At 56.4% G+C, this 19,362-nt stretch carries 20 protein-coding genes and 1 tRNA gene; 11 read left to right on the top strand and 10 right to left on the bottom strand.

Translation table 11 applies throughout. The annotated features are described in order from the left end of the window. Positions 1 to 20: 20 nt before the first annotated feature. Complete coding sequence (locus tag ACILSQ_RS00840; protein WP_395741671.1) at positions 21 to 608, top strand: SHOCT domain-containing protein; 588 nt, start codon at positions 21 to 23, stop codon at positions 606 to 608. Positions 609 to 772: 164 nt separating this feature from the next. Here the strand turns inward: ACILSQ_RS00840 and ppdK are convergent, their stop codons facing one another. Next, a complete protein-coding gene (gene ppdK / locus ACILSQ_RS00845; RefSeq protein WP_395741672.1) occupies positions 773 to 3,706 on the bottom strand; it encodes a pyruvate, phosphate dikinase in 2,934 nt (977 codons plus the stop codon). Between the two features lie 312 nt (positions 3,707 to 4,018). Here ppdK and ACILSQ_RS00850 point away from each other — a divergent pair, with 312 nt between their 5' ends. Next, complete coding sequence (locus ACILSQ_RS00850) at positions 4,019 to 4,690, top strand: type II secretion system protein (protein ID WP_395741673.1); 672 nt, start codon at positions 4,019 to 4,021, stop codon at positions 4,688 to 4,690. Between the two features lie 87 nt (positions 4,691 to 4,777). Here ACILSQ_RS00850 and ACILSQ_RS00855 read toward each other — a convergent pair whose 3' ends face one another. Beyond that, positions 4,778 to 5,278: an NAD(P)H-dependent oxidoreductase subunit E gene (locus ACILSQ_RS00855; protein ID WP_395741674.1), complete on the bottom strand. Its 501-nt coding sequence runs from the start codon at positions 5,276 to 5,278 to the stop codon at positions 4,778 to 4,780. 33 nt (positions 5,279 to 5,311) lie between these two features. Then, on the bottom strand, positions 5,312 to 6,571 hold the full coding sequence (gene nuoD, locus ACILSQ_RS00860) for an NADH dehydrogenase (quinone) subunit D (protein ID WP_395741675.1): 1,260 nt from the start codon (positions 6,569 to 6,571) through the stop codon (positions 5,312 to 5,314). Between the two features lie 236 nt (positions 6,572 to 6,807). On the opposite strand from nuoD, the gene ACILSQ_RS00865 reads away from it, so the two are divergent. Next, the gene (locus ACILSQ_RS00865) at positions 6,808 to 7,524 is read left to right on the top strand and encodes a hypothetical protein (protein WP_395741676.1); all 717 of its coding nucleotides are present in this window, start codon (positions 6,808 to 6,810) and stop codon (positions 7,522 to 7,524) included. A 6-nt stretch (positions 7,525 to 7,530) separates the two neighbouring features. On the opposite strand, the gene ACILSQ_RS00870 is transcribed toward ACILSQ_RS00865, so the two are convergent. Continuing rightward, positions 7,531 to 7,827 (bottom strand): hypothetical protein, encoded by a 297-nt coding sequence (locus ACILSQ_RS00870; RefSeq protein ID WP_395741677.1) that lies wholly within the window; start codon positions 7,825 to 7,827, stop codon positions 7,531 to 7,533. A 33-nt stretch (positions 7,828 to 7,860) separates the two neighbouring features. Between ACILSQ_RS00870 and ACILSQ_RS00875 the strand changes: the two genes are divergently transcribed. The 6 genes from ACILSQ_RS00875 to ACILSQ_RS00900 all read left to right on the top strand — a co-directional run bounded on the left by ACILSQ_RS00875 (position 7,861) and on the right by ACILSQ_RS00900 (position 12,969). Continuing rightward, a complete protein-coding gene (locus ACILSQ_RS00875; RefSeq protein WP_395741678.1) occupies positions 7,861 to 8,799 on the top strand; it encodes a type II CAAX prenyl endopeptidase Rce1 family protein in 939 nt (312 codons plus the stop codon). A gap of 39 nt (positions 8,800 to 8,838) precedes the next feature. Then, complete coding sequence (locus ACILSQ_RS00880) at positions 8,839 to 9,510, top strand: metallophosphoesterase family protein (protein WP_395741679.1); 672 nt, start codon at positions 8,839 to 8,841, stop codon at positions 9,508 to 9,510. 124 nt (positions 9,511 to 9,634) lie between these two features. Further along, positions 9,635 to 9,719, top strand: a tRNA-Leu gene (locus ACILSQ_RS00885). Positions 9,720 to 9,870: 151 nt separating this feature from the next. Continuing rightward, positions 9,871 to 10,266 (top strand): hypothetical protein, encoded by a 396-nt coding sequence (locus ACILSQ_RS00890; RefSeq protein WP_395741680.1) that lies wholly within the window; start codon positions 9,871 to 9,873, stop codon positions 10,264 to 10,266. Between the two features lie 602 nt (positions 10,267 to 10,868). Next, complete coding sequence (locus tag ACILSQ_RS00895; RefSeq protein WP_395741681.1) at positions 10,869 to 12,608, top strand: hypothetical protein; 1,740 nt, start codon at positions 10,869 to 10,871, stop codon at positions 12,606 to 12,608. Continuing rightward, entirely contained in the window at positions 12,601 to 12,969 is a 369-nt protein-coding gene (locus tag ACILSQ_RS00900; protein ID WP_395741682.1) for a trypco2 family protein, read from the top strand. Before ACILSQ_RS00895 ends, ACILSQ_RS00900 begins: the two co-directional genes overlap by 8 nt. Here the strand turns inward: ACILSQ_RS00900 and ACILSQ_RS00905 are convergent. The 6 genes from ACILSQ_RS00905 to ACILSQ_RS00930 form a co-directional block, all read right to left on the bottom strand. Then, positions 12,917 to 13,462, bottom strand: a complete 546-nt coding sequence (locus ACILSQ_RS00905) for a PHP domain-containing protein (protein ID WP_395741683.1) — start codon at positions 13,460 to 13,462, stop codon at positions 12,917 to 12,919. The genes ACILSQ_RS00900 and ACILSQ_RS00905 overlap by 53 nt on opposite strands. A gap of 327 nt (positions 13,463 to 13,789) precedes the next feature. After that, positions 13,790 to 14,044: a hypothetical protein gene (locus ACILSQ_RS00910; protein ID WP_395741684.1), complete on the bottom strand. Its 255-nt coding sequence runs from the start codon at positions 14,042 to 14,044 to the stop codon at positions 13,790 to 13,792. Further along, positions 14,041 to 15,111 (bottom strand): SDH family Clp fold serine proteinase, encoded by a 1,071-nt coding sequence (locus ACILSQ_RS00915; RefSeq protein ID WP_395741685.1) that lies wholly within the window; start codon positions 15,109 to 15,111, stop codon positions 14,041 to 14,043. The genes ACILSQ_RS00910 and ACILSQ_RS00915 overlap by 4 nt, the downstream gene beginning before the upstream one ends. A gap of 306 nt (positions 15,112 to 15,417) precedes the next feature. Then, positions 15,418 to 16,269 carry an ImmA/IrrE family metallo-endopeptidase gene (locus ACILSQ_RS00920; protein WP_395741686.1) on the bottom strand — a complete coding sequence of 284 codons (852 nt, stop codon included), beginning with the start codon at positions 16,267 to 16,269 and terminating at the stop codon, positions 15,418 to 15,420. Continuing rightward, on the bottom strand, positions 16,266 to 16,625 hold the full coding sequence (locus ACILSQ_RS00925; protein WP_395741687.1) for a hypothetical protein: 360 nt from the start codon (positions 16,623 to 16,625) through the stop codon (positions 16,266 to 16,268). Before ACILSQ_RS00925 ends, ACILSQ_RS00920 begins: the two co-directional genes overlap by 4 nt. After that, the gene (locus tag ACILSQ_RS00930; RefSeq protein ID WP_395741688.1) at positions 16,618 to 17,331 is read right to left on the bottom strand and encodes an RNA polymerase sigma factor; all 714 of its coding nucleotides are present in this window, start codon (positions 17,329 to 17,331) and stop codon (positions 16,618 to 16,620) included. The genes ACILSQ_RS00925 and ACILSQ_RS00930 overlap by 8 nt, the downstream gene beginning before the upstream one ends. 188 nt (positions 17,332 to 17,519) lie before the next feature. Between ACILSQ_RS00930 and ACILSQ_RS00935 the strand changes: the two genes are divergently transcribed. Beyond that, positions 17,520 to 18,191 (top strand): multiubiquitin domain-containing protein, encoded by a 672-nt coding sequence (locus tag ACILSQ_RS00935; protein WP_395741689.1) that lies wholly within the window; start codon positions 17,520 to 17,522, stop codon positions 18,189 to 18,191. Next, positions 18,166 to 19,356: a ThiF family adenylyltransferase gene (locus ACILSQ_RS00940; protein WP_395741690.1), complete on the top strand. Its 1,191-nt coding sequence runs from the start codon at positions 18,166 to 18,168 to the stop codon at positions 19,354 to 19,356. Before ACILSQ_RS00935 ends, ACILSQ_RS00940 begins: the two co-directional genes overlap by 26 nt. Positions 19,357 to 19,362 lie beyond the last annotated feature (6 nt).

The raw sequence follows: 19,362 nt of genomic DNA on the forward strand, positions 1-19,362 counted from the left end.
CCAGACGTATCTTAATAAAGATGAAAAAAACCTCCACCCTGCTGCTGGCCGCCCTGCTCTCCGGGCTGCTGGCCTCCTGCGCCAGCAGAACCATGGACAGCATTCCCACGCTGGCGGAACTGAACGCCTATGAAAAGGTGGTGCGCGCCAGGTATCAGGTGCTGTACAATGAACTCGATCAGAAACGCGCCAGCGGAACGATCAGCAAGGCCGAGTATGCCGAGCAAAAGCAGCGGCTGGACTCCAAGGTCTCCGAGGCTGTGAACAATGCCGCCTGGAACAAGCACTACCTGGCGGAATCTGAACGCAAGTCTGACGGAGTGCCGACCCCTGACCACCCGGTGGCCCTGGCCCCTGGGCAGGTGGGAGGCGCCGGGATGAGCGGCGCGATCTCATCCGGCGCGATGGGCTCGTTTTACCGCCCCTCCTACCAAAACTATGGCGCCGTCACGGGGATGGGTGGCTCGGCGGGCATGGGCAGCGTTCGCTCTGCGAATGACCAGCTCGGAAATGTGAGAAACATCCGCAATGACGCCATGTCGGCCGGGGGCACGTACCTTTCCACACCTCCGCCGGGCTCCATCTACGATGATGATGTGAAGCGTTAGGGCGGGGATCTCCCGGTCTCGTCCCGCATGCTGTTTTCGTCGCCCCTGCGCGACGCTCAGCGACTGCACTTCCAGAAAAGATAAAGCCCTGTGAGGAGTGATCCCCACAGGGCTTTTGTCGGCGGATTACTCCGCCACATTGACCTCCCTAGGAGGCCAATGCGTTACTTCTTCTTCTTGGCGGCCTTCTTGGCGGCTTTCTTGGCGGGTGCAGCCTTCTTGGCGGCTTTCTTTGCAGCTTTCTTAGCCATGGTGTTTATCCTCTGTTTGTTGTTGGTTGCGTTGTTGTTTTGTTTTGCCGCGGGTGCGCTTTTGGCGCCACCACGGACACTTTTTCCTGCGGCAGCCGGAGCGGCGGCGCGCTTTTCTTCGATCGCGGCCTGCGCTGCGGCAAGACGTGCGACTGGGACACGGAAAGGACTGCAACTCACATACGTGAGGCCTGCACGATGGCAGAATTTGACGCTGTCAGGATCACCGCCGTGTTCACCGCAGATGCCCAGCTTGATGTCGGGCTTGGTCTTGCGGCCTTTTTCGATGGCGATCTTGATGAGCTGACCCACGCCGGTTTGATCCAGAGTGGCAAAGGGGTTCTTCTTGAAGATCTCGTTCTCGGTGTAGGGCATCAGGAAGCTGCCCATGTCATCACGGCTGATGCCGAGCGCGGTCTGAGTGAGGTCGTTGGTGCCGAAGCTGAAGAACTGGGCCGTCTCGGCGATTTCATCTGCCGTGAGAGCTCCACGCGGCACCTCAATCATGGTGCCGACAAGATAGTCGAGCTTCACTTTTTTCTCAGCCATCACTTCTTTTGCTACCTTATGCACGATTTCCACCTGAAGGTCGAGCTCTTTCTTGAACCCGACGAGAGGAATCATCACTTCGGGCTTCACCTTGATCTTCTTCTTGGCCACATCCGCGGCGGCTTCAAAGATGGCGCGGGCCTGCATTTCGGTGATCTCAGGATAGGCGATGCCAAGACGGCAGCCGCGATGTCCGAGCATCGGATTGAACTCATGCAGAGCGGCGACACGAGCGGAAACCTTCTCGACGGAAACACCCATCTTCTTGGCGAGCTCGGCCTGGGCCTTCTCCTCATGCGGCACGAATTCGTGGAGAGGCGGGTCGAGGAGACGGATGGTGGCAGGCAGACCTTTGAGGGACTCAAAGATGCCGGTGAAGTCTTCGCGCTGATAAGGCAGCAGCTTGGCCAGGGCCTTTTTGCGGTCGCCCACGTTGTCGGCGAGAATCATTTCACGCACGGCGTCGATGCGGTCGCCTTCGAAGAACATGTGCTCGGTGCGGGTCAGGCCGATGCCCTGCGCGCCAAAGGAGATGGCGTTCTGCGTCTGCTCCGGATTGTCGGCGTTTGTGCGGACCTGCATGCGGGTGGCCTTGCCGCACCAGTTCATGAGCTGCTGGAAGCTCTTGAACTTCTCGGTGGCCTGAGCCGCCTTGTCACCGTGCAGCATGCCGGTGATGATCTCGGAAGGAGCGGTCTTCAGCTCGCCGGCGTACACGGTGCCGCTGGTGCCGTCGATGGAGAGGTAGTCGCCTTCACTGAAGGTGGTGCCGGCCACGGTGACGGTCTTCTTGTCATAGTCGATTTCCAGTGCGGCGGCGCCGCAGATGCAAACCTTGCCCATCTGACGGGCAACGAGAGCTGCGTGGGAGGACACACCACCACGGGCGGTGAGGATGCCTTCAGCGGCGATCATGCCGCGAAGGTCTTCGGGGCTGGTTTCGTTGCGGACGAGCAGCACTTTTTCACCCTTCTGCTCAGCGATGACGGCGCGGTCAGCGTTGAGGTAGATCTTGCCGGAGGCGGCGCCAGGGCCGGCAGGAAGACCGGTGGCGACTGCCTTGGCCTTCTTGACGTCAGCGGCGTCGAAGATCGGAGCGAGGAGCTGGTCGAGCTGATCGGCAGGATTGCGCAGCACGGCGGTTTCCCAGTCGATGAGCTTTTCCTTCACCATGTCCATGGAGAACTTCAGGGCGGCGGCGGCGGTGCGCTTGCCATTGCGGGTCTGCAGCATGAACAGCTTGCCTTCCTGGATGGTAAACTCGATGTCCTGCACATCCTTGAAGTGCTTTTCCAGAGTCTGGCGGACCTTCATGAGCTCCGCGTAGGACTTCGGCATTTCCTTCTGCAGCTGGGCCACAGGCTCAGGCGTGCGCACGCCGGCGACGACGTCTTCGCCCTGGGCGTTGATGAGGAACTCACCGTAGAACTCGTTGGCGCCGTTGGCAGGGTTGCGGGTGAAGGCCACGCCGGAGCCGGAGGTCGGACCCGTGTTGCCGAACACCATGGCCTGCACGTTCACGGCAGTGCCCCACTCGGCGGGGATGTTGTACTTGCGGCGGTACACGATCGCGCGGTCGTTCATCCAGGAACCGAACACAGCGCCGGCGGCGCCACGAAGCTGATCCCACGGATCGCTTGGGAAGCCCTTGCCAGTGCGGTCCTTCACGAGCTGCTTGAAGCGCTTCACCAGCTCCTTCTGGTCGTCGGCGGTCAGGTCGCTGTCCAGGATGTCCTTGTGGTAGGTCGCATGCTTGTATTCTTCGATGACGACTTCGAAGGGCTCATGGTCTTCGCCTTCGCGCTTCTGCACGCCGAGCACCACGTCTCCGTACATCTGGACGAAGCGGCGGTAGCAGTCCCAGGCGAAGCGCTCGTTGTTCGTGGCGGCCACCAGGGAGAGCACGGTCTCGTCATTGAGGCCGAGGTTGAGAATGGTGTCCATCATGCCGGGCATGGAGTCACGCGCGCCGGAGCGCACGGCGACAAGAAGAGGGAAGCCCTTGGCATCACCAAACTTGTAGCCCATGATTTTTTCCATGCCTTTGACGGCGGCTTCCATCTGCGCCTGCAGCGAGGCCGGATAGGTCTTCTTGTTTTCGTAGAAGTAGGTGCAGACTTCCGTGCTGATCGTGAATCCGGGAGGCACGGGAAGACCGATGCGGCTCATCTCGGCGAGATTGGCACCTTTGCCGCCGAGCAATGCTTTCATGGAACCATCACCATCTGATTTGCCTGGTCCGAAAAAATAAACGTACTTCTTTTTGTCTGCGCTGCCCTTGGATGCTGTCTTTGCCATAAGTTGATTCAGATCGTCTGATGCGATCCGTGGTTGTTGTGTATGTTCTGGGGGGGATTGAAGCGCGGATTTAAATCGTTGAAGTATATGATGCAAGCATTAGTTGACAATCAAAAGCTCGTGCGGGCGAGGGTGCTGCAAGACTCACAACGGCCGCGCACGGCGTTCTCCGCAGCGCTGAAGTTGTGCCATGCTTCATGACAAGTATTGACGTGGCAGCGCAAAACCGATTAAATTCCAGCCTGGAACGACGACTGTTTTTTTGAACCTTCCGTTCCCAGCGCCTGCCCAATACAAACCCAACCGAAGATCATGAAAATCAAACCTCGTTCCAACGCCCGCCTGCGACCAGGCTTCACACTCATTGAACTGCTGGTGGTCATCACCATCATCGCCATTCTTGCCGGCCTGGTCATCTCCCAGGCCAACAAGCTGATGGCGGATGGCAGAAAGCTGCAGGTGCAGACGGTGATCAAGGATCTGCGCAACGCCATCACGAGCTACCAGACCGATTACAACCGCTATCCGGTGAACCCCAGCCTGCTGAGCGCCGCCTCCTCCGGCCAGGACATCCAGGCTCTGCCGACCGATGAAAACAGCGGCATCGTCGGCGCGCTGACGACCCTGACCTCAGCCTCGAGCGGTTCATCCGGCGGCTCGTCCGGCGGCACCACCAATTTGAACCCGAAGGACATCAAATACATCGACCTGCCGATCGCGAAGAACGGCAAGTTTGGCCTGGTGAACGCCCAGCCGCCTTACAAGCTGGTGGATCTGTGGGGCACCGTGTATTATGTGCTGCTGGACACCAACGGCGACAAGCAGGTGGCCAATCCGGATTTGAACAACTCGGATTCCAAGATCTCGTCCAACACCATCAGCCCGCCGCCGAAGATGCTGCCCGTGGAAGTCGCCATCTATAGCTGGGGCCAGGACCTGCAGCAGCAGACGCAGGATGACGTGGTTTCCTGGCGTCAGAAGTGAGTGGCTCGCGGGCATGCCGCCTGACCTTTTCAGAAAACAGAAGCGCAGCGGTCCGCCGCTGCGCTTTTTTATTGCCGCAATGATCGATCAGGCGCGCTGGGCGAGCAGCTCGCCCGCCTTGGCCGGATCCACCTTCTCATAGAAGTCGTCCTCGATCATGCAGACAGGGCCGAAGCCGCAGCTCGCCAGACATTCGGCGAACTCGATGCTGTATTTGCCATCGGCACTGACGGCGATGGGGTGATGGTGATCGGTATGGGAACGGTCGATGTTGCCGGCTTTGCAGAAGGCGTCCATCAGCTCGTAACTTCCTGCCATGGCGCATGAAAGGGTGCGGCACACGCGGATGTGATATTTGCCAGGAGCGGCCTGACGGAAGCCCGGATAAAACGTGACGACTTCGAGCACCTGGATCGGCTCCAGGCCGAGCTTGGCGGCGACCCAGTTCACGGCCTCGTCACTGATGAAGCGGAAATGCTCCTGCGTCAGGTGGAGCAGCGGCAGAACGGCGCTGCGTTTGGAAACGGGATAATGCGAGATCGCCTCATCCATGCGTTTTTCCAATTCGGCTGGAACTTCAAAGGCCATGCGTGGGTGTCTCGGAAAAAGGTTGGAGATGAATCAGCGGTCACACTCGCCCATGACGAAGTCGAGGCTGCCAAGCACGGCAGGGATGTCACTGAGCATGTGCCCGGGGATCAGCTTGGAGATGATGCTGAGGTTGAGGAAGGAGGGGGCGCGGATTTTCAGGCGGTGCGGGACACCGCCGCCGGTGCTGTTGATGTAGAAGCCGAGCTCGCCCTTGGGGTTTTCCGCAGCGAAATACACTTCCCCGGCGGGAGCATCGATGCCCTGGGTGGCGATGATGAAGTGGTGGATGAGCTCCTCCATCTTCATGAGCACCTTTTCCTTCTTGGGCAGCAGGCCCTTGGCATCGGCGACATTGATGGGGCCTTCGGGCAGACTGGCCAGCACCTGCTTCAGGATGCGGACGCTCTGGCGCATCTCCTCCATGCGGACGAGGTAGCGGTCATAGCAGTCGCCCTTGGCGCCAATGGGGATGTCGAACTCGTACTTCTCGTAATCGAGATAGGGCTGGGCCTTGCGCAGGTCATGCTCGACGCCGGAGCCGCGCAGATTGGGGCCGGTGAGGCCGTAGGCGATGGCGTCCGCCTTGGAGATGACGCCGATGTCCTGGGTGCGGTCGATGAAGATGCGATTGCGCGAGAGCAGCTTGTCGATCTCATCAATCACGGGCTCCAGTTCGCCGAGGAAGGTTTTCACCGCGCCCACGAATCCGTTGGGAAGATCGCGGATCTGCCCGCCCACTCGGGTGTAGCTGGTGGTGAAGCGCGCGCCGGTGAGCTGCTCGCAGAGATTGTAGATCTTCTCGCGTTCCGTGAAGGTGTAGAGGAAGACGGTCATGGCGCCGACGTCCATGGCAAACACCCCGACCCCGAGCATGTGCGCGGAGATGCGGGCGAGCTCGCAGCAGATCACGCGGATGGCGCGGCCGCGCTCAGGCACCTCCCAGCCCATGAGCTTTTCCACGGCGAGGGCATACGCGACGTTGTTGGCCAGGGGGGCGAGGTAGTCCAGCCGGTCCGTGTAGGGCACGAACTGGTTGTAGTGCATGTTCTCGGCGATTTTTTCGTCGCCGCGATGCAGGAAGCCGACATCGGGGTCGGCCTTGGTGATGATCTCACCGTCGAGCTCCAGGATGAGGCGCAGCACGCCGTGGGTGGCGGGATGGCTGGGGCCCATGTTGAGCACCAGTTTCTCTCCGACGATGTCCGTCGTGGCTTCTTCCGCAGCTTCGAGCTGCCGGGCCGCTTTGGCGGCGGTATCCGGGGCCTCGTATTCTCGGGTGACAGTGGACATGAAAAGCAGGGGTCTGGTAGCGGGCGTGAATGGTATCTATCTACGCTGCCCAAAGAGCGGCAAGGCGATTTTGTGAAAAATTTCACAAGCGCCTGCCAACCGGCCCCCGATCCCCCGGTTTTTCTGCCATTCCGCCTTCGGATATCCCTATATATTATAGGCTGCCGTGCCGGAAGTTGCCCTCCGGGCAGGTTTGGGACAGGATGACGCCGCCCATGCCTCCCGCCCCATGCCTCATGAGACGCCTGCTGCTCCCGGCCTGCACCGGGGTCTGGCTGGCCGTGGCCGGATGGGGGCTGGGCCAGACAGCAGCGCCTGCGGACGGCATTCTGGATGAGACCCGGGCCCTGACGCCTGAAACGCACCGGGTGCTCGCCGAAGAACTCAGCCGGTTTTCGCGGGATTTGAAGTGCCAGGCATGGATCAGGGCCACGAGCTTCTCCACTTCGGGAGTGACTCTCCGCCGGCAGGCGCAGGCCACGCGGCGGGAGTGGAGCGGGACACAGCCTGCCGTGCTGATGACTTATGACCGCGCCAGCAACAGCGGGGCGATGTCCTTTGCCCCCGATTTCTGGGAGCGCTACCCCTCCGCGGAGCTGGTGGAGATCATGCAGGAGACGCGCCGCATCCTGGCGGAGCCCAGGCTCACGCTGGATGAGAGGCTCGCGCTGGCGACGCGGTCGTGGATGGAACGGCTGCGCAACATGGAAAGCGTGCGGCTGAAACACTCCCTCCTGCTGCAGCGGCGGGAAAAGCAGTTTGCCATGGTCATGCCCGCCCTGCTGACGGGGGGCGCAGCGGCGGCCGCGCTGCTGGGCTTCCTTTCACGACGGCGCAGCGAGCGCGCCGGGCGGCGCTTTCTGTTTCCGGAGGTGCAGGTGGGCATGCGTTTTGGCGCGGCCTATGGGGGCGGTGTGAGCGCCGAGATCAAAACAAACGCCGGCGCGCAATGACGGATGTCATTCGTCACTCGTGGGCGGTTCGTCGCCCTCTGCTTTGATCCCCATGTCCAGCAGCATCTTGTCGAGCTGCTCGACGTATTTCCAGGGCAGCTTTTTGCGCTGATACTTGCGGAAGAGCAGGTCGCGCAGCTCCAGCCAGCGCTGCGGCGGCGGATTTTCCAGCGGCATCCACGCCTCGCCATCCGGATGAGCATACCGAAACTGCCATTCGCGCGAGTTCCAGTACGCGCGGATGTACTGTTTGCGGCCGTCTTCGAGACGTTCATGCCATTCGTGGATTTGGTTTTTGGTCATTGAGAGCGCGCAGGATGCGCTAGTATCGCGCCCATGCAAGCCGCCAGCCCCGGCAGTTCCCCTGCCCTGCCCAAACTCCTGCTCTATCTTCTCGCCGTCATGCTCGGCGGGGCGCTCCTGTCGGCACCGCTGTTCCATCTGGGCAAGGCCGCGCACGGCTGGCTCTCCAGCTCATCGATTCATGATGCGGGGCTGGTGAAGTGGCTGCTGGCGGAAATCGAGCGGGCGCAGTTCACGCGGTACTTCAACCGCGCCGTGCTGGTGTGCGCGATCGTTTTCATCTGGCCGTTCATGCGCTGGGTGCGGCTGGAGCGCGCGCTGCTGCCGGCATGGCGTCCGTTCGGCGCGGGGCTCAAGCAGTGGGCCACCGGCTTTGTGCTGGCCGCGGGGCTGCTGCTGGCGCTCGGATTCATCTTCCTGAAAATGGGCGCGTATCATCTGCGCCCTGACCCGCGCTGGTGGAAGCTCGGAGAGCCGGTCACCGCCGCGCTGGGCGCCGGCATCGTGGAGGAGTTTTTCTTCCGCGGGCTGCTCCTGGGGCTGCTGCTGCGGACGATGCGGGAGACGAAGGCCCTGCTGGCGCTGACGTTCGTCTTTGCGCTGGTGCATTTCCTCAAGCCGCCGGAAGGCTGGCAGATCAGCGATGCCGAGGTGACGTGGAGCAGCGGCTTTGTGGTGCTCAAAGCGATCGCCCTGGGTTTTGGCGATGTGCAGTTTCTCCTGGCTGAATTTGCCACGCTCTTTGCGGTGGGCTGGGTGCTGGCGAAGGTGCGCGTGCAGACAGGGGCGCTGTGGGCCGGCATCGGCCTGCACGGTGGCTGGGTCTTTGGCCTGAAGTACTTCAGTGCCCTCACCACCTACTCGAACGGCTGGCTGCCCTGGATCGGCGCGAATTTGAAGGTGGGCCTCATGCCGCTGTGCACTGTGCTGATCACCGGATGGATCGCCTCACGTCTGCTGCGTGTTCGATAAGATACTTGTGATCATTGTTCCACGCGAACACGGAAACTCATGCCTCGACTGCTCGCCATCGGTGACATCCACGGCCATTCAAAAGCCTTCACCAGTCTCCTCGAGGTCATCAAGCCTCAAATGGAGGATACACTCGTGCTGCTCGGTGATTACGTGGACAGAGGGCCGGATTCCTGTGGAGTGATCGAACGCATCCTGAAGCTGAAGAAGGAAACGCATTTGATCTGCCTGCGCGGCAATCACGAGGAGATGTTCCTCACCGCCTATGGTTCAAACGAAGGCTCCAACTTTGGGGGATCTTGTGAAGCAGACGAGACAATCTTATCCTATCAAAAGCATGGTTTGCGGTCCATCCCAGAAACACACTGGGAACTCCTTCGAACAACCGGGCTTTATCACGAAACAGAAGACTGCATTTTCGTTCATGCCAATGTCGAGCCTGACGTGCCCATGGAGAGCCAGGACGAGAGCACACTCCTTTGGCAGCACATCAAGCACCCACCGAGGCACTTTTCGGAGAAACTCATCATTTGCGGCCACACGCCCCAGCCTGACGGATTGCCAGCACATCTGGGCACGGCGGTGTGCATCGACAGCGGCATTTACCGCACAGGCTGGCTGACCTGCTACGAGCCTCGGAGAAAACGCTACTGGCAGTGCAACGACGCAGGTGAAACGAGGGTTGACGTCTTGCTTCCAGACACAGATTGAAAGTGCGGACGGATGCCGCCGCGCACCGCCCTGCCGGCCGGATGAATCGTAGTCCTCAACGCACCCGATAATTCATTTGCAGCACGAAGCTGTGCACGGAATCATTCCCCCCTTGCGACTCCCTGCCGGAGTGGCGGAATTGGTAGACGCGCCAGACTTAGGATCTGGTTTGGAAACAAGTGCAGGTTCGAGTCCTGTCTCCGGCACCATGAATGAAACTTGCTGTGAATCAATGAATTGGAGGGAAGGCAATCGTTGCACATGCAAACGCATGATGACAGATACATTCTCATTTGAGCCGATTTTCTTGACACTTTCTTGACACTTTTTTTTGGCTCATCCCTTGATGCAGCCAGGTTCATGAACTCCCCCGGCATCAAGAAGCAGGTCGAGGATCACTGGAAACGGCTGCAGGAATCCTTTGGAGCCTGGTCAATGAACGCCGGCCCTGGTCACTTCTTCACGGTCGCAGTTCCTGTGAGCCGTCCCGATGAATCTCTGAAGGTGATGGTGCTGCCTCTGACTGTGCTGGTGCCGGTCGTTCTTCCCTGTGCATCTCGGAAGGTCGTTTTGTCGGTGTTCGATTGTGAGGCTGTTCCCGTGGTTCTTCCCTGGGCATCTCTGAAGGTGGTCGTGGTGCCTGATGTGCTGGTGGTTGTCGAAGATCTGCCTTTCTCATCTCTCAACGTGGCATTTTTACCAGCGAGTGTGGAGGCAGGATCAGCAAAGGCGAGGATGGGAAACAGGAGGACCTGAATCAGCTTCATGGACGATTTGGACGACTTTGGGCTGGAAATCTTCATGCTTAACCTCTCCCTGACGCTTTCCACCCATGCCAGAAGCTCATCGACCGGCATGAAGTATACTCATTGACAGGATGCTAATGATTGAGGTGTGGCATGAATGGTTCTGAATTACGCCGTGTTTAGGACACAAAACGTTTTGAAAATCATCCCAAAATGCCCTTAATTCGGTGCCATTCGGGTGTTGCATGATTCTCTGTCGGCTGTTGACTAATGTGGGATTCCGGCCGAATTTCGATGCTTGCCCTTTTCAAACACTCCACATTTTTAACGCGAAGAGATTGACATCCACTTTATCCGATTCTTTATCCGCCGCGAATTCCCAGCCCCTTGCCAGCCTTGACCAAATCTCGATTCCAAATTAAATTTAAGAACGCAAAGTTCAAGGAGCAGCATGTCCGTCTGGTCAGAGGAACCAATGAGGTGGGCGAAAGCAGCACGCTGATTGGCGGTTCCAACCTTGTGAAAGGCAGGCCCGAGAGGGTTCCGCCGCAGGCCGGGACAGGCCGGGCCTTGGGGCTTGGCCGCTTGCGGAACACAAAGTAAACCGCGCCCTTGATGCTTGTCGAAGCTCTTCACGCCAAGGGAACTTCTTACTTCGATCTCACAGAACGGATAGCCGGTGGAGATCCAGGGGGGCGCCCGTTTCACCGGATTTGTGAAATCATGAGGAAGTCCCGAGCGGAGACGATCCTCATCCATAGGGAAGTGCAGACGGAACCCCGGTTTACGGAGTATTACAATCACCTGGCAGACGAGCTCCGCCACAAGGAGCCTGATCTTGAGACCAAAGTAACCCAGGTCACCTTCCTCTCGAATCATCTTTCTGATCCGCCTCCCGTCGGGACACTGGATGACGAGCAGCTGCACAAAATCCGCGAACAGCTCGACAAGGATTCCATTTTGGCCACTTGCGTCATCGTGTCCTTCAAACGCTGGAACTCTGACGGCACAGAGTCGTTCCGGGTCGGTTATGTTTACGAAGCCATCGTGCGCGCGCCTGAGCTCGGGACCGGTGATGGCGGTGTGGAATTTCCTTCACACTATTCTCATGTCAAATCGACGATTCTAGCAGTCGTTCTCAACAAGAAAAACATTAAGATTTCCGGTTCTTACTTTGTCCAGCAGGACGGGATTGATTGCGTGTGCGCGCATGCCTGCCTCAAGATGTCGCTCATCCAGGTAGACGCAGGCAAGGGCGAGACAAGGATGCCGCCCACAACACGGCGGATAAACGAGATTGCCATCGCCGAGCGGAAGAGAACGCACAAGGAGCCTTTCCGGCCCAAAGACGGGCTCTACATCGACGAAGTGCTCAAGGTGCTCGAGGCCGAGGATGCGACCCCCCTGATACTTGACCGCAGCATAAGGCGGTCGATCAACGCCTACGAGTTTACTTACCTTTTGATTGAGAGCGGCATCCCGGCCATGGTCGTGTTCACCCATGGGGATGAGATGACTTCCGGGGAAAGCCCGGACATCTCTCACATAATGCCCGTGGTCGGACACACCCTGAACGCTGACAAATGGCTCCCGATGGCGTCCATGCACTATTCGTCGATGAAGACAGACGCAGGCGTGGACGAGCACCGCTACCGCACCACGGCAGAATGGGTATGCCACCTGGTGATTCACGACGACTACCTGGGGCCTTACTACTGCATGACGGAGGATGACCTCAACTATCCGCGACACAATCCCGACGAGCAGGCAAAAACACGAATTCAGTATGTGATCGGGCTCATACCCAAGGACTCGATCGTCCAAGTCGCGCCCTATTACATCCAAGACACGGCCGCAAAAATATTTGAGTCCTGCTGCGGGGACTTGATTGCAAAACTGAAGAGCCCCTGGCGGAATTACTTCCAGCAGCATCCATGGACACCCGACACTCTGGTTCTCAGAACCCAGCTTGTCAGCAAGTCTGCCTACATCAAGCACCTCTGCGAAAACTCCGACCACCTGGGCCGTAAGGCTCACAAGTCTGTCCGCAGGCAGCTGCTGTCCCGCCTGCCCGCCTGTTTCTGGATCATTGAATTCACCCTGCCGGAAATCTACGCAGTGAACCAAAACACCTTTGGTGAGATTTATATTGATGCCACAGCCACAGAAGACGATCTTGCCCGCGCCGACGAGCCGGAAACAAAACTGTGCTTGGGCATCCGCTTTCTCGATACCCTCTTCTTTGCAGACGGCCACGAATTAGACACTGGCTTGGCGTCACATTTCCCAATGTTCCGACGATTGGTGAATGAAACCGCCTTCCAGCAAGCCAAAATCTCAAAACATGTTTAACAAGAAACAAAACGAGTCCTCGCTCGAGGGTGACAGGAGCGGATTGAAGCCGATGCTCCTTTCAGAGCTTATTTCTGCCGTCAAACTTGACCTGCTACGTTCAGCAAAAAAACGAGACGCTGGCTTTGAAGCTATGTTTGCCCTCGACGAGATTGTGATTGAAACCGAAATCACCACGAGCAGAACCATCGGTGCCAAAGGGGCGGTTGACTTCAAAGTTTTGGCCCTGGGAGCAGAAGGGGGCCAAGGCAATGCGACAAAGCACAAAGTCACCGTGAAGTTGAAGGTATTGCCAGACAGGCAGGATGTTATCGTGCAAGGGGCTTCACGCCTGCGGAAACCGGATAAAAAGAGAAAATGACAAGCGCCGCAATCTCTTTGGCTTGATTCTGGAGTCTCAGTTCGTCCAGACCACCAGCGATTTTAAGCCCTTTGGTATGATCTGTGATGCCGATGTATTGATATCCCCGTTCAAGAGCCTCAGTCGCCATGTCCTCGATTGTTCCTTCCCCATCGCTCCATTGTGTGTGCATCTGTAGGTCTCCCTTGAGCTGCTTCTTCCACTTGGGATTCTTGGCCAGGATCTTTCGTGCCTGAGCGAGCGTTAAGAATTCCTGCCGTTTTGGCGGCGGTTCAGCTTTGGGTGGCGAATCAAACCACCGGAGGATCTTACGAACGTTCGAAGGCCCGACTCCAACGAGTTCGGTCAAAGACAGTCCAGCTTTAACCACTTCAGCAGCCTCAACGGGCCACATGAACGCGCTATGGGCTGCCCGACGATACGACAACTCTCGATGCCCCTCCACCATCTCAGCCTCGCGGATGAGGAGTTCGGCGATGGAAGCGTTGCTCAATATGGGTTCCAGAGATCAATCTCAAGACAATCGTGGCTCAGCCCAGGTTTGCGCTTCTGCCTGTTTTCGTGGAAACACGCTAATCGATAGCTCGCTACTACCCAACGTGCGGTCCAACGTCTCCCGCTGCATACCAGTCCTACCGGCACCTCAAGGTTCTACGCCGACAAAAACAGGTGGTAGCGAATGAGGTTCCGGAAAGTGGCTCTGCGATGGTCGGCACCAGGTCCCCATAAGGCGAGGCGAACCCCGGCCGTTACAGCGACGGAAGCGAGGGGTGGAGTAAGTTGTTTCCCAGAAGGGGGGACGCGGTGGCCTGCCACATCATCACGCGCCATAATCGAATGCTGATTTGGGAGTCAGCTGAGTGCAAGCTGCTTCTGCCGTTGACTGAACTTTAATTCCGTTTCCTGTAACGGGGAGTTGTAAAACTTCGTCATTCGCTGGCTGCTGAGCACTGTATAGTGGAGTTGGGATCCAGGCTCCATCAATCGGAATGGTCAGGTTTGCAATCAAAGTGGCCATGGAAGTAGCCACCGCAGTGCTCATAGAGCAAAACAACTGAGAATCGGTCGTATTCATGGGGCATTTGGAATTTCAGGAGCCTTGGGAGATCGCTTTCGGGAGGGCTTTTGGCTGTCGGTTTGTGGCAGATGGGCAGAGGGGGAGTGTTTCCATCCTTCAAACAGTCGCATGTCTTGAATTGCCGGAGCTCCACCGTTCGAAGGATTGTGGCGCTGGTACCTTCCTTCCGTCAAGTAAGCATGCGACCCTCCTCCCACGGATTCAATGATCGCACGAGTATACGAGTATTCGCGCTCATTTCCGCCAGCCAAAACTGAATTGGGATCGAGCCGACCGGAAAATTGTAGATCTTCATCGATGGCTGCAAAGGTGGATTTGATAAGCGCATACAGCGGAACTGAGGGGGTCTCGATGGGTAGTCCCAATTCTTTGCGAGCTTCCCGCCGATGAATCGGATAATCATGGCTTCCGGAATCAGAACAGAGGAACTTGATGATGCGGTCAATTTTGACTTCCTCCATCCTGCCCATAAGCAACTTACGTGCTAACATCTGGATCTGGGTCCTTGCACGGAATGCAGTCCCTAACACAAGCGGGTGAATAGATTCGGCAAGCTTTAAGAAAATTTTGGCCTTCTCTGCTTGGTCGGAAATTTTCAATTCTTCACCTGCCAAATCGAAATAACCTTGAATTGCCTCCACACTTACGGGAATGCGAACGTTTGGATTGTTTGGATGCTGAGGGTTCAACGGCTGATTCACTGACGGGTCGATGGGGCCGAGAGTGGCCTGTTTTGCCATCACAATGTTGTCGGCGGCGAGACACATTAATGTTCCGGCACTTAGTGCCTGAAAGGGGACGATGACTTCAAAATCATCACAATAATGCTTTATCAGATTAATCAGGCTCCAGGCTGCCATTGTCTGCCCCCCATTGGTGAGGAGGAATAGAGAGATCTTCTTAACTGGGCCAATCTCATCCAGATGCTGAGCCATCAGCGTATAGGTGTCCGGAGCTATTGCGGTTTCAAGGCCCGCCCGTGTTCCCGTAACATAGCAAATGAGCTTGGATTTTCGAGCCTTCTCAAGTTGGATATAATTCTCGCGCCTTTTCTCGTAGCTCATACTTATTTTATCACTACGATTTTATTTAAATCCATTCAAGACTTTTTCTTCTTTTAAAAGGAAATCGAGCGATTGATTCTCCGGCGGGTGATCAGGAGACCATTTCTTAAAATTTAAAACCGAACTTTCGGTGCAATTGCAAAAAAATCATGTCTGCAATCCGATCTGCCGGGTGCAAAAAAGGATTGTGAAGCCATCAGTATGACTGCCACCCTCCATTCGAGAGTAAGCCATGGTTGATTTTCTGGCACCAAATTCGGCACAGCTTCCCAGCTCAACGCCTTCTGAGAGACTCAAGATTCAGTACTAATTTAGGTATCGGGAAAGAATGCCCAGAACACCAAATCTTCCATTTCTAATAGCTTCCTCTCGGATCAAGATGTCTCGCTTATCACCTGCAGCGACTCGATCAAAATAAAAGTACGCCGGGGCCACGCAATCATGTGGACCACCGTTATATTTATCCTCGGCGTCCCGAAGCGCAGCAGCGATGGCACAATCTCGTTGAAGCTGGAATGCATGCTTCAGCTTAAAGCTTCTGTAGCCATCGGCTTTGAACGCCATTTCGGCTATGCGGTGCCACGCCAGCGATTCATCGACCCATTTAGTGATCACCAACACTCCGTCATCGTGCCGCATCGTTTGAATGGCAGTGCTCTCAAGTGAGGTGTCGAACTCCTGCCTTAGCCTGAGAACCGCCGAAAGAGGGGTCTCCTTCACCGCTCGGAGTCGCGGCACAAATCGCTTGGGCGGCATGAGTAGATTAGCAGCAAAAGTATCTGCTTCCAATTCCTCGATGCTGTCAGCCCCGTCAAACGCCCCAGTGTTTGAGCCATGGGACGGACACCCGGCCAGCAACTGCTTGCGATGTTCCGGTATGTGGTAGTGCCCAAGTTCGTGCGCAATGGTGAAGCGTTCGCGTGATGAACCCGGGGTATTGCCGTTGTCCAGGTTGCACAATATGGTCCATGCACCATCGCGGAGAGCCAGCAGTCCATCAAACTTGCCGACACCATAATTGCCATGAACAACAGTGATCTTCTTGTCCTTGCAGATTTTTATTGGGCAGACACGCCCGGTCTGAGTACACTCATTTGCGACGTCATCACTAAGTTCGAGCAGCTCTTGCTCACGCTGGTGATGCAGTTTGAATTTCATTGGCCGCGCTGCTTTCTATTGGCATCGGCGATGTCGGCCTCGATCTTGGACCTTGTAGCCTCATCAATTTCAGAGCCGTTGCGCGCAGCCAGCGCCAACCCCGTGAAGGAAGCTGCGTCGGTCGTATACCGCATGACAGGAACTGCGGTCTTTGCAGAAGATTGCCAAGTCAGCATCTGCTCAATTTGCGCAAAAGAGGCGTCGATCTGGCTCTGGCTGACCTGGCAATCCATGTGTCGTTCGGCCAAGGATACCTGTGAAACTGTGGTGGGAATAACAGCTCCGATCTCGACAAGCGCCTTGCGGATTTCCGGCCGAAGATCGTCGTTGGATTGATTTGTGGATTGGCTAGACATGGGTCAAAACATGGCTGGTGGTTGATGAGGCGGGGGCAAGCTCGGTTTGCAGGCGCAGAATGAGGCGTCGATATTTTTGGCGTATGGTGCTTCGCTCATAGCCTGTTCGCTGCTCAAGGGCATCACGCTCACTGGAGGGCAGCTCTCTTCCGCCTGCTTTGCACTCCGCGAAATTGGCATAGGTAAGCAGAATGTCCCTTTCCTCGGGCTTCATTTGCTGGAGTAGCTCCTGCAACTTTTTCAGCTCTTTGCGGGGAGTGGGAGTCTCGTCATCGCGGGTTTCGTCCACATTAATAACGATGTCGTGATCAGCTGCCAGTGGAACGATGGTGATTCCAGGATGACTCCTAGCGAGCGATCTCAATGCATCCCGGGCAAGATTGGACGCCACCCTTCCTAGCCATGCCCTGACGAGTTTCCGGCACGCTTCTTTGTCATTATTGCTTTTGTCGCTGAAGCTGTGTGCTTTGCGGTAGGCTTTTTCAAACACCTGATTGCATAAAAGCCCGGTGTCGATCTCCACCGTTTCGAGTTGGCGGGCATACCGGTCAAGGACAGCGCAGACAAAGCCAAAATGGCGCTGATGGAACTCGCGGAAAGCTTTGTTGGCCAGGTCCTGATCTGCTTCCGAGCTGCCAGCTTCGCCAATGAGGTACAGAAGACAAGCGTCTGACTCGTCGGAAAATGGGTTTTGCACAGTATGCATTGTAGCGTGGTAACGACAGCCTGTGACACAGGGGGAGGAAATGCAAGCAACCGAGGCAAAAAGTCTTCTGTCACAGGGCGGCGTTACTCCTGTGAATGCAAACTACGCATCCCCCCCACTCAAGCCTCGGCGCCGCTGAGGAAAACCATACGCAAACCTGCCAACCCGCGTCCAAGTGGATGGCCCTCGTGAACGATGAAAACGTTTATGCACCGTCGCGTCGAGTTAAAGCGTTGGTCCTCAAGACCCAAGCAGGCGTTCCCCCAGATCATGTGATTGTGCGCGACCACGACTCCGGCCGCGATGTAGCATACGATGACCAGGAGCTCCTTGATCTTGCTGAGGGAAATGTGTTCGTGGCAATGCCTCCCTGTGAGTTTACTAGGCATAGTGGCTGTGTGGGTCGCCCAAAGCTGGCATGGTTTGTCGACGATCGCCCTGAAATCACCTTGGTGTCCGAGCAGACCAGCGATTCAATCCGTGGGCTTTTCAGTCTATCTACCGCTGTCGACCTTTTCCGGGACAGTCAATCACCTGTGGACGAGGTGACTGCCTCCGGAACTTTCCTCAAATTTGATGAAGGCCCTGTGTTCTACACGCGTGGCAAAGGTTGCGAGCAAAAAGAAATCACGATCTACATTAACACTGAGCCGAAGAAAACTAAACTTGCTGTGATCAACTACGAACAGGTGATTGCACTAGCCTATCCGACTCTTCCAGTCGGGAATGATGTCCACTTCACAGTCAACTACCGCAAAGGTCCGCCAGAGAATTCAGAAGGCCTTTTGGTTGAAGACGGTACTCCAGTCAAATTGAAGGAAGGAATGCGCTTTGATGTCTCACCAAACGATCGATCATAATCCTGAGCTAAAGCGTCTCCGCGACGAGGGCTTCAACATCTCTATTGTTGGAGGATTTCTCGTCGTGGACGACGTTCCCTACGTGGCCCCAGACAATACCGTAAAGACCGGAAAGTTGATCTCTGACTTGCCGCTCTCGGGCAACCTCATTTCAAAAATGGGAACTCATGTAGCTCACTTCTGTGGCGAGTATCCTTGCAACCACAAGGGGCAGCCACTTCTGTATCTAAGGCATCAAAGCCAAGAAACCGTGCACTGTCCGGGCTTGAGCAGCCAACACTCCTTTTCAAGCAAACCCAACGGTGGCGTGGGGTATTCCGATTATTATCACAAAATGACTTCATATGTGGATAAGCTTTCGGGACCGGCGCGGCAGCTAGATCCCTCCTGTGATGCGCGAACGTTTCCTCCCTTCCAAGGGAATGAGCAGCATTCTGTCTTCTGTTACATCGATACCGCTTCCAGCCGTGCCGGCATTGGAGCGCTCTCCGAACGCTTGGCTGTCCCTCGGGTGGCCATTGTCGGCCTCGGTGGAACCGGATCATATGTCCTCGACCTCCTGGCGAAAACCCCCATCGGTGAGATCCATCTGTTTGACTCGGACATTCTTGCGAACCACAACGCATTCCGGGCTCCTGGAGCGGCTTCATTTGATGAACTGGTGCTCAGGCAGACAAAAGTTCATTACTTTCAGGCAATGTACTCAAAAATGCGTCGGCACCTTTACGCTCATGCCGAAAAGCTCAGCGAAGCAAATGTCCATAAACTTCAGTCGATGACCTTTGTGTTTCTCTGCCTGGACCACGGCCCGACGAAGCGCATGCTGATTGAGAATCTCGAAAAATTCGGTATCTCTTTCATCGATGTCGGAATGGGTTTGAACCTTTCTTCTAGTGGTCAGCTTATCGGTTCGCTACAAGTGACTACCAGCACGCCAGAAATGAGGGATCACATCACGGCCAAAAAGCGGATTTCATTTGGGGAACCCGAGGGCGAGGCCATATACGCAACGAATATCCAAGTGGCCGAACTGAACTCGCTTAACGCAGCGATGGCAGTGATAAAGTGGAAAAAACTTATGGGTTTTTATGCCGACGAAGATGGAGAGCATTTTTCGGTATATTCCGTACATGCCAATCACCTGATCAACGCAGATACCCCATGAAAACGG

Origin of the sequence: Prosthecobacter sp., assembly GCF_044227185.1 — a bacterium.
GTDB lineage: Bacteria > Verrucomicrobiota > Verrucomicrobiia > Verrucomicrobiales > Verrucomicrobiaceae > Prosthecobacter.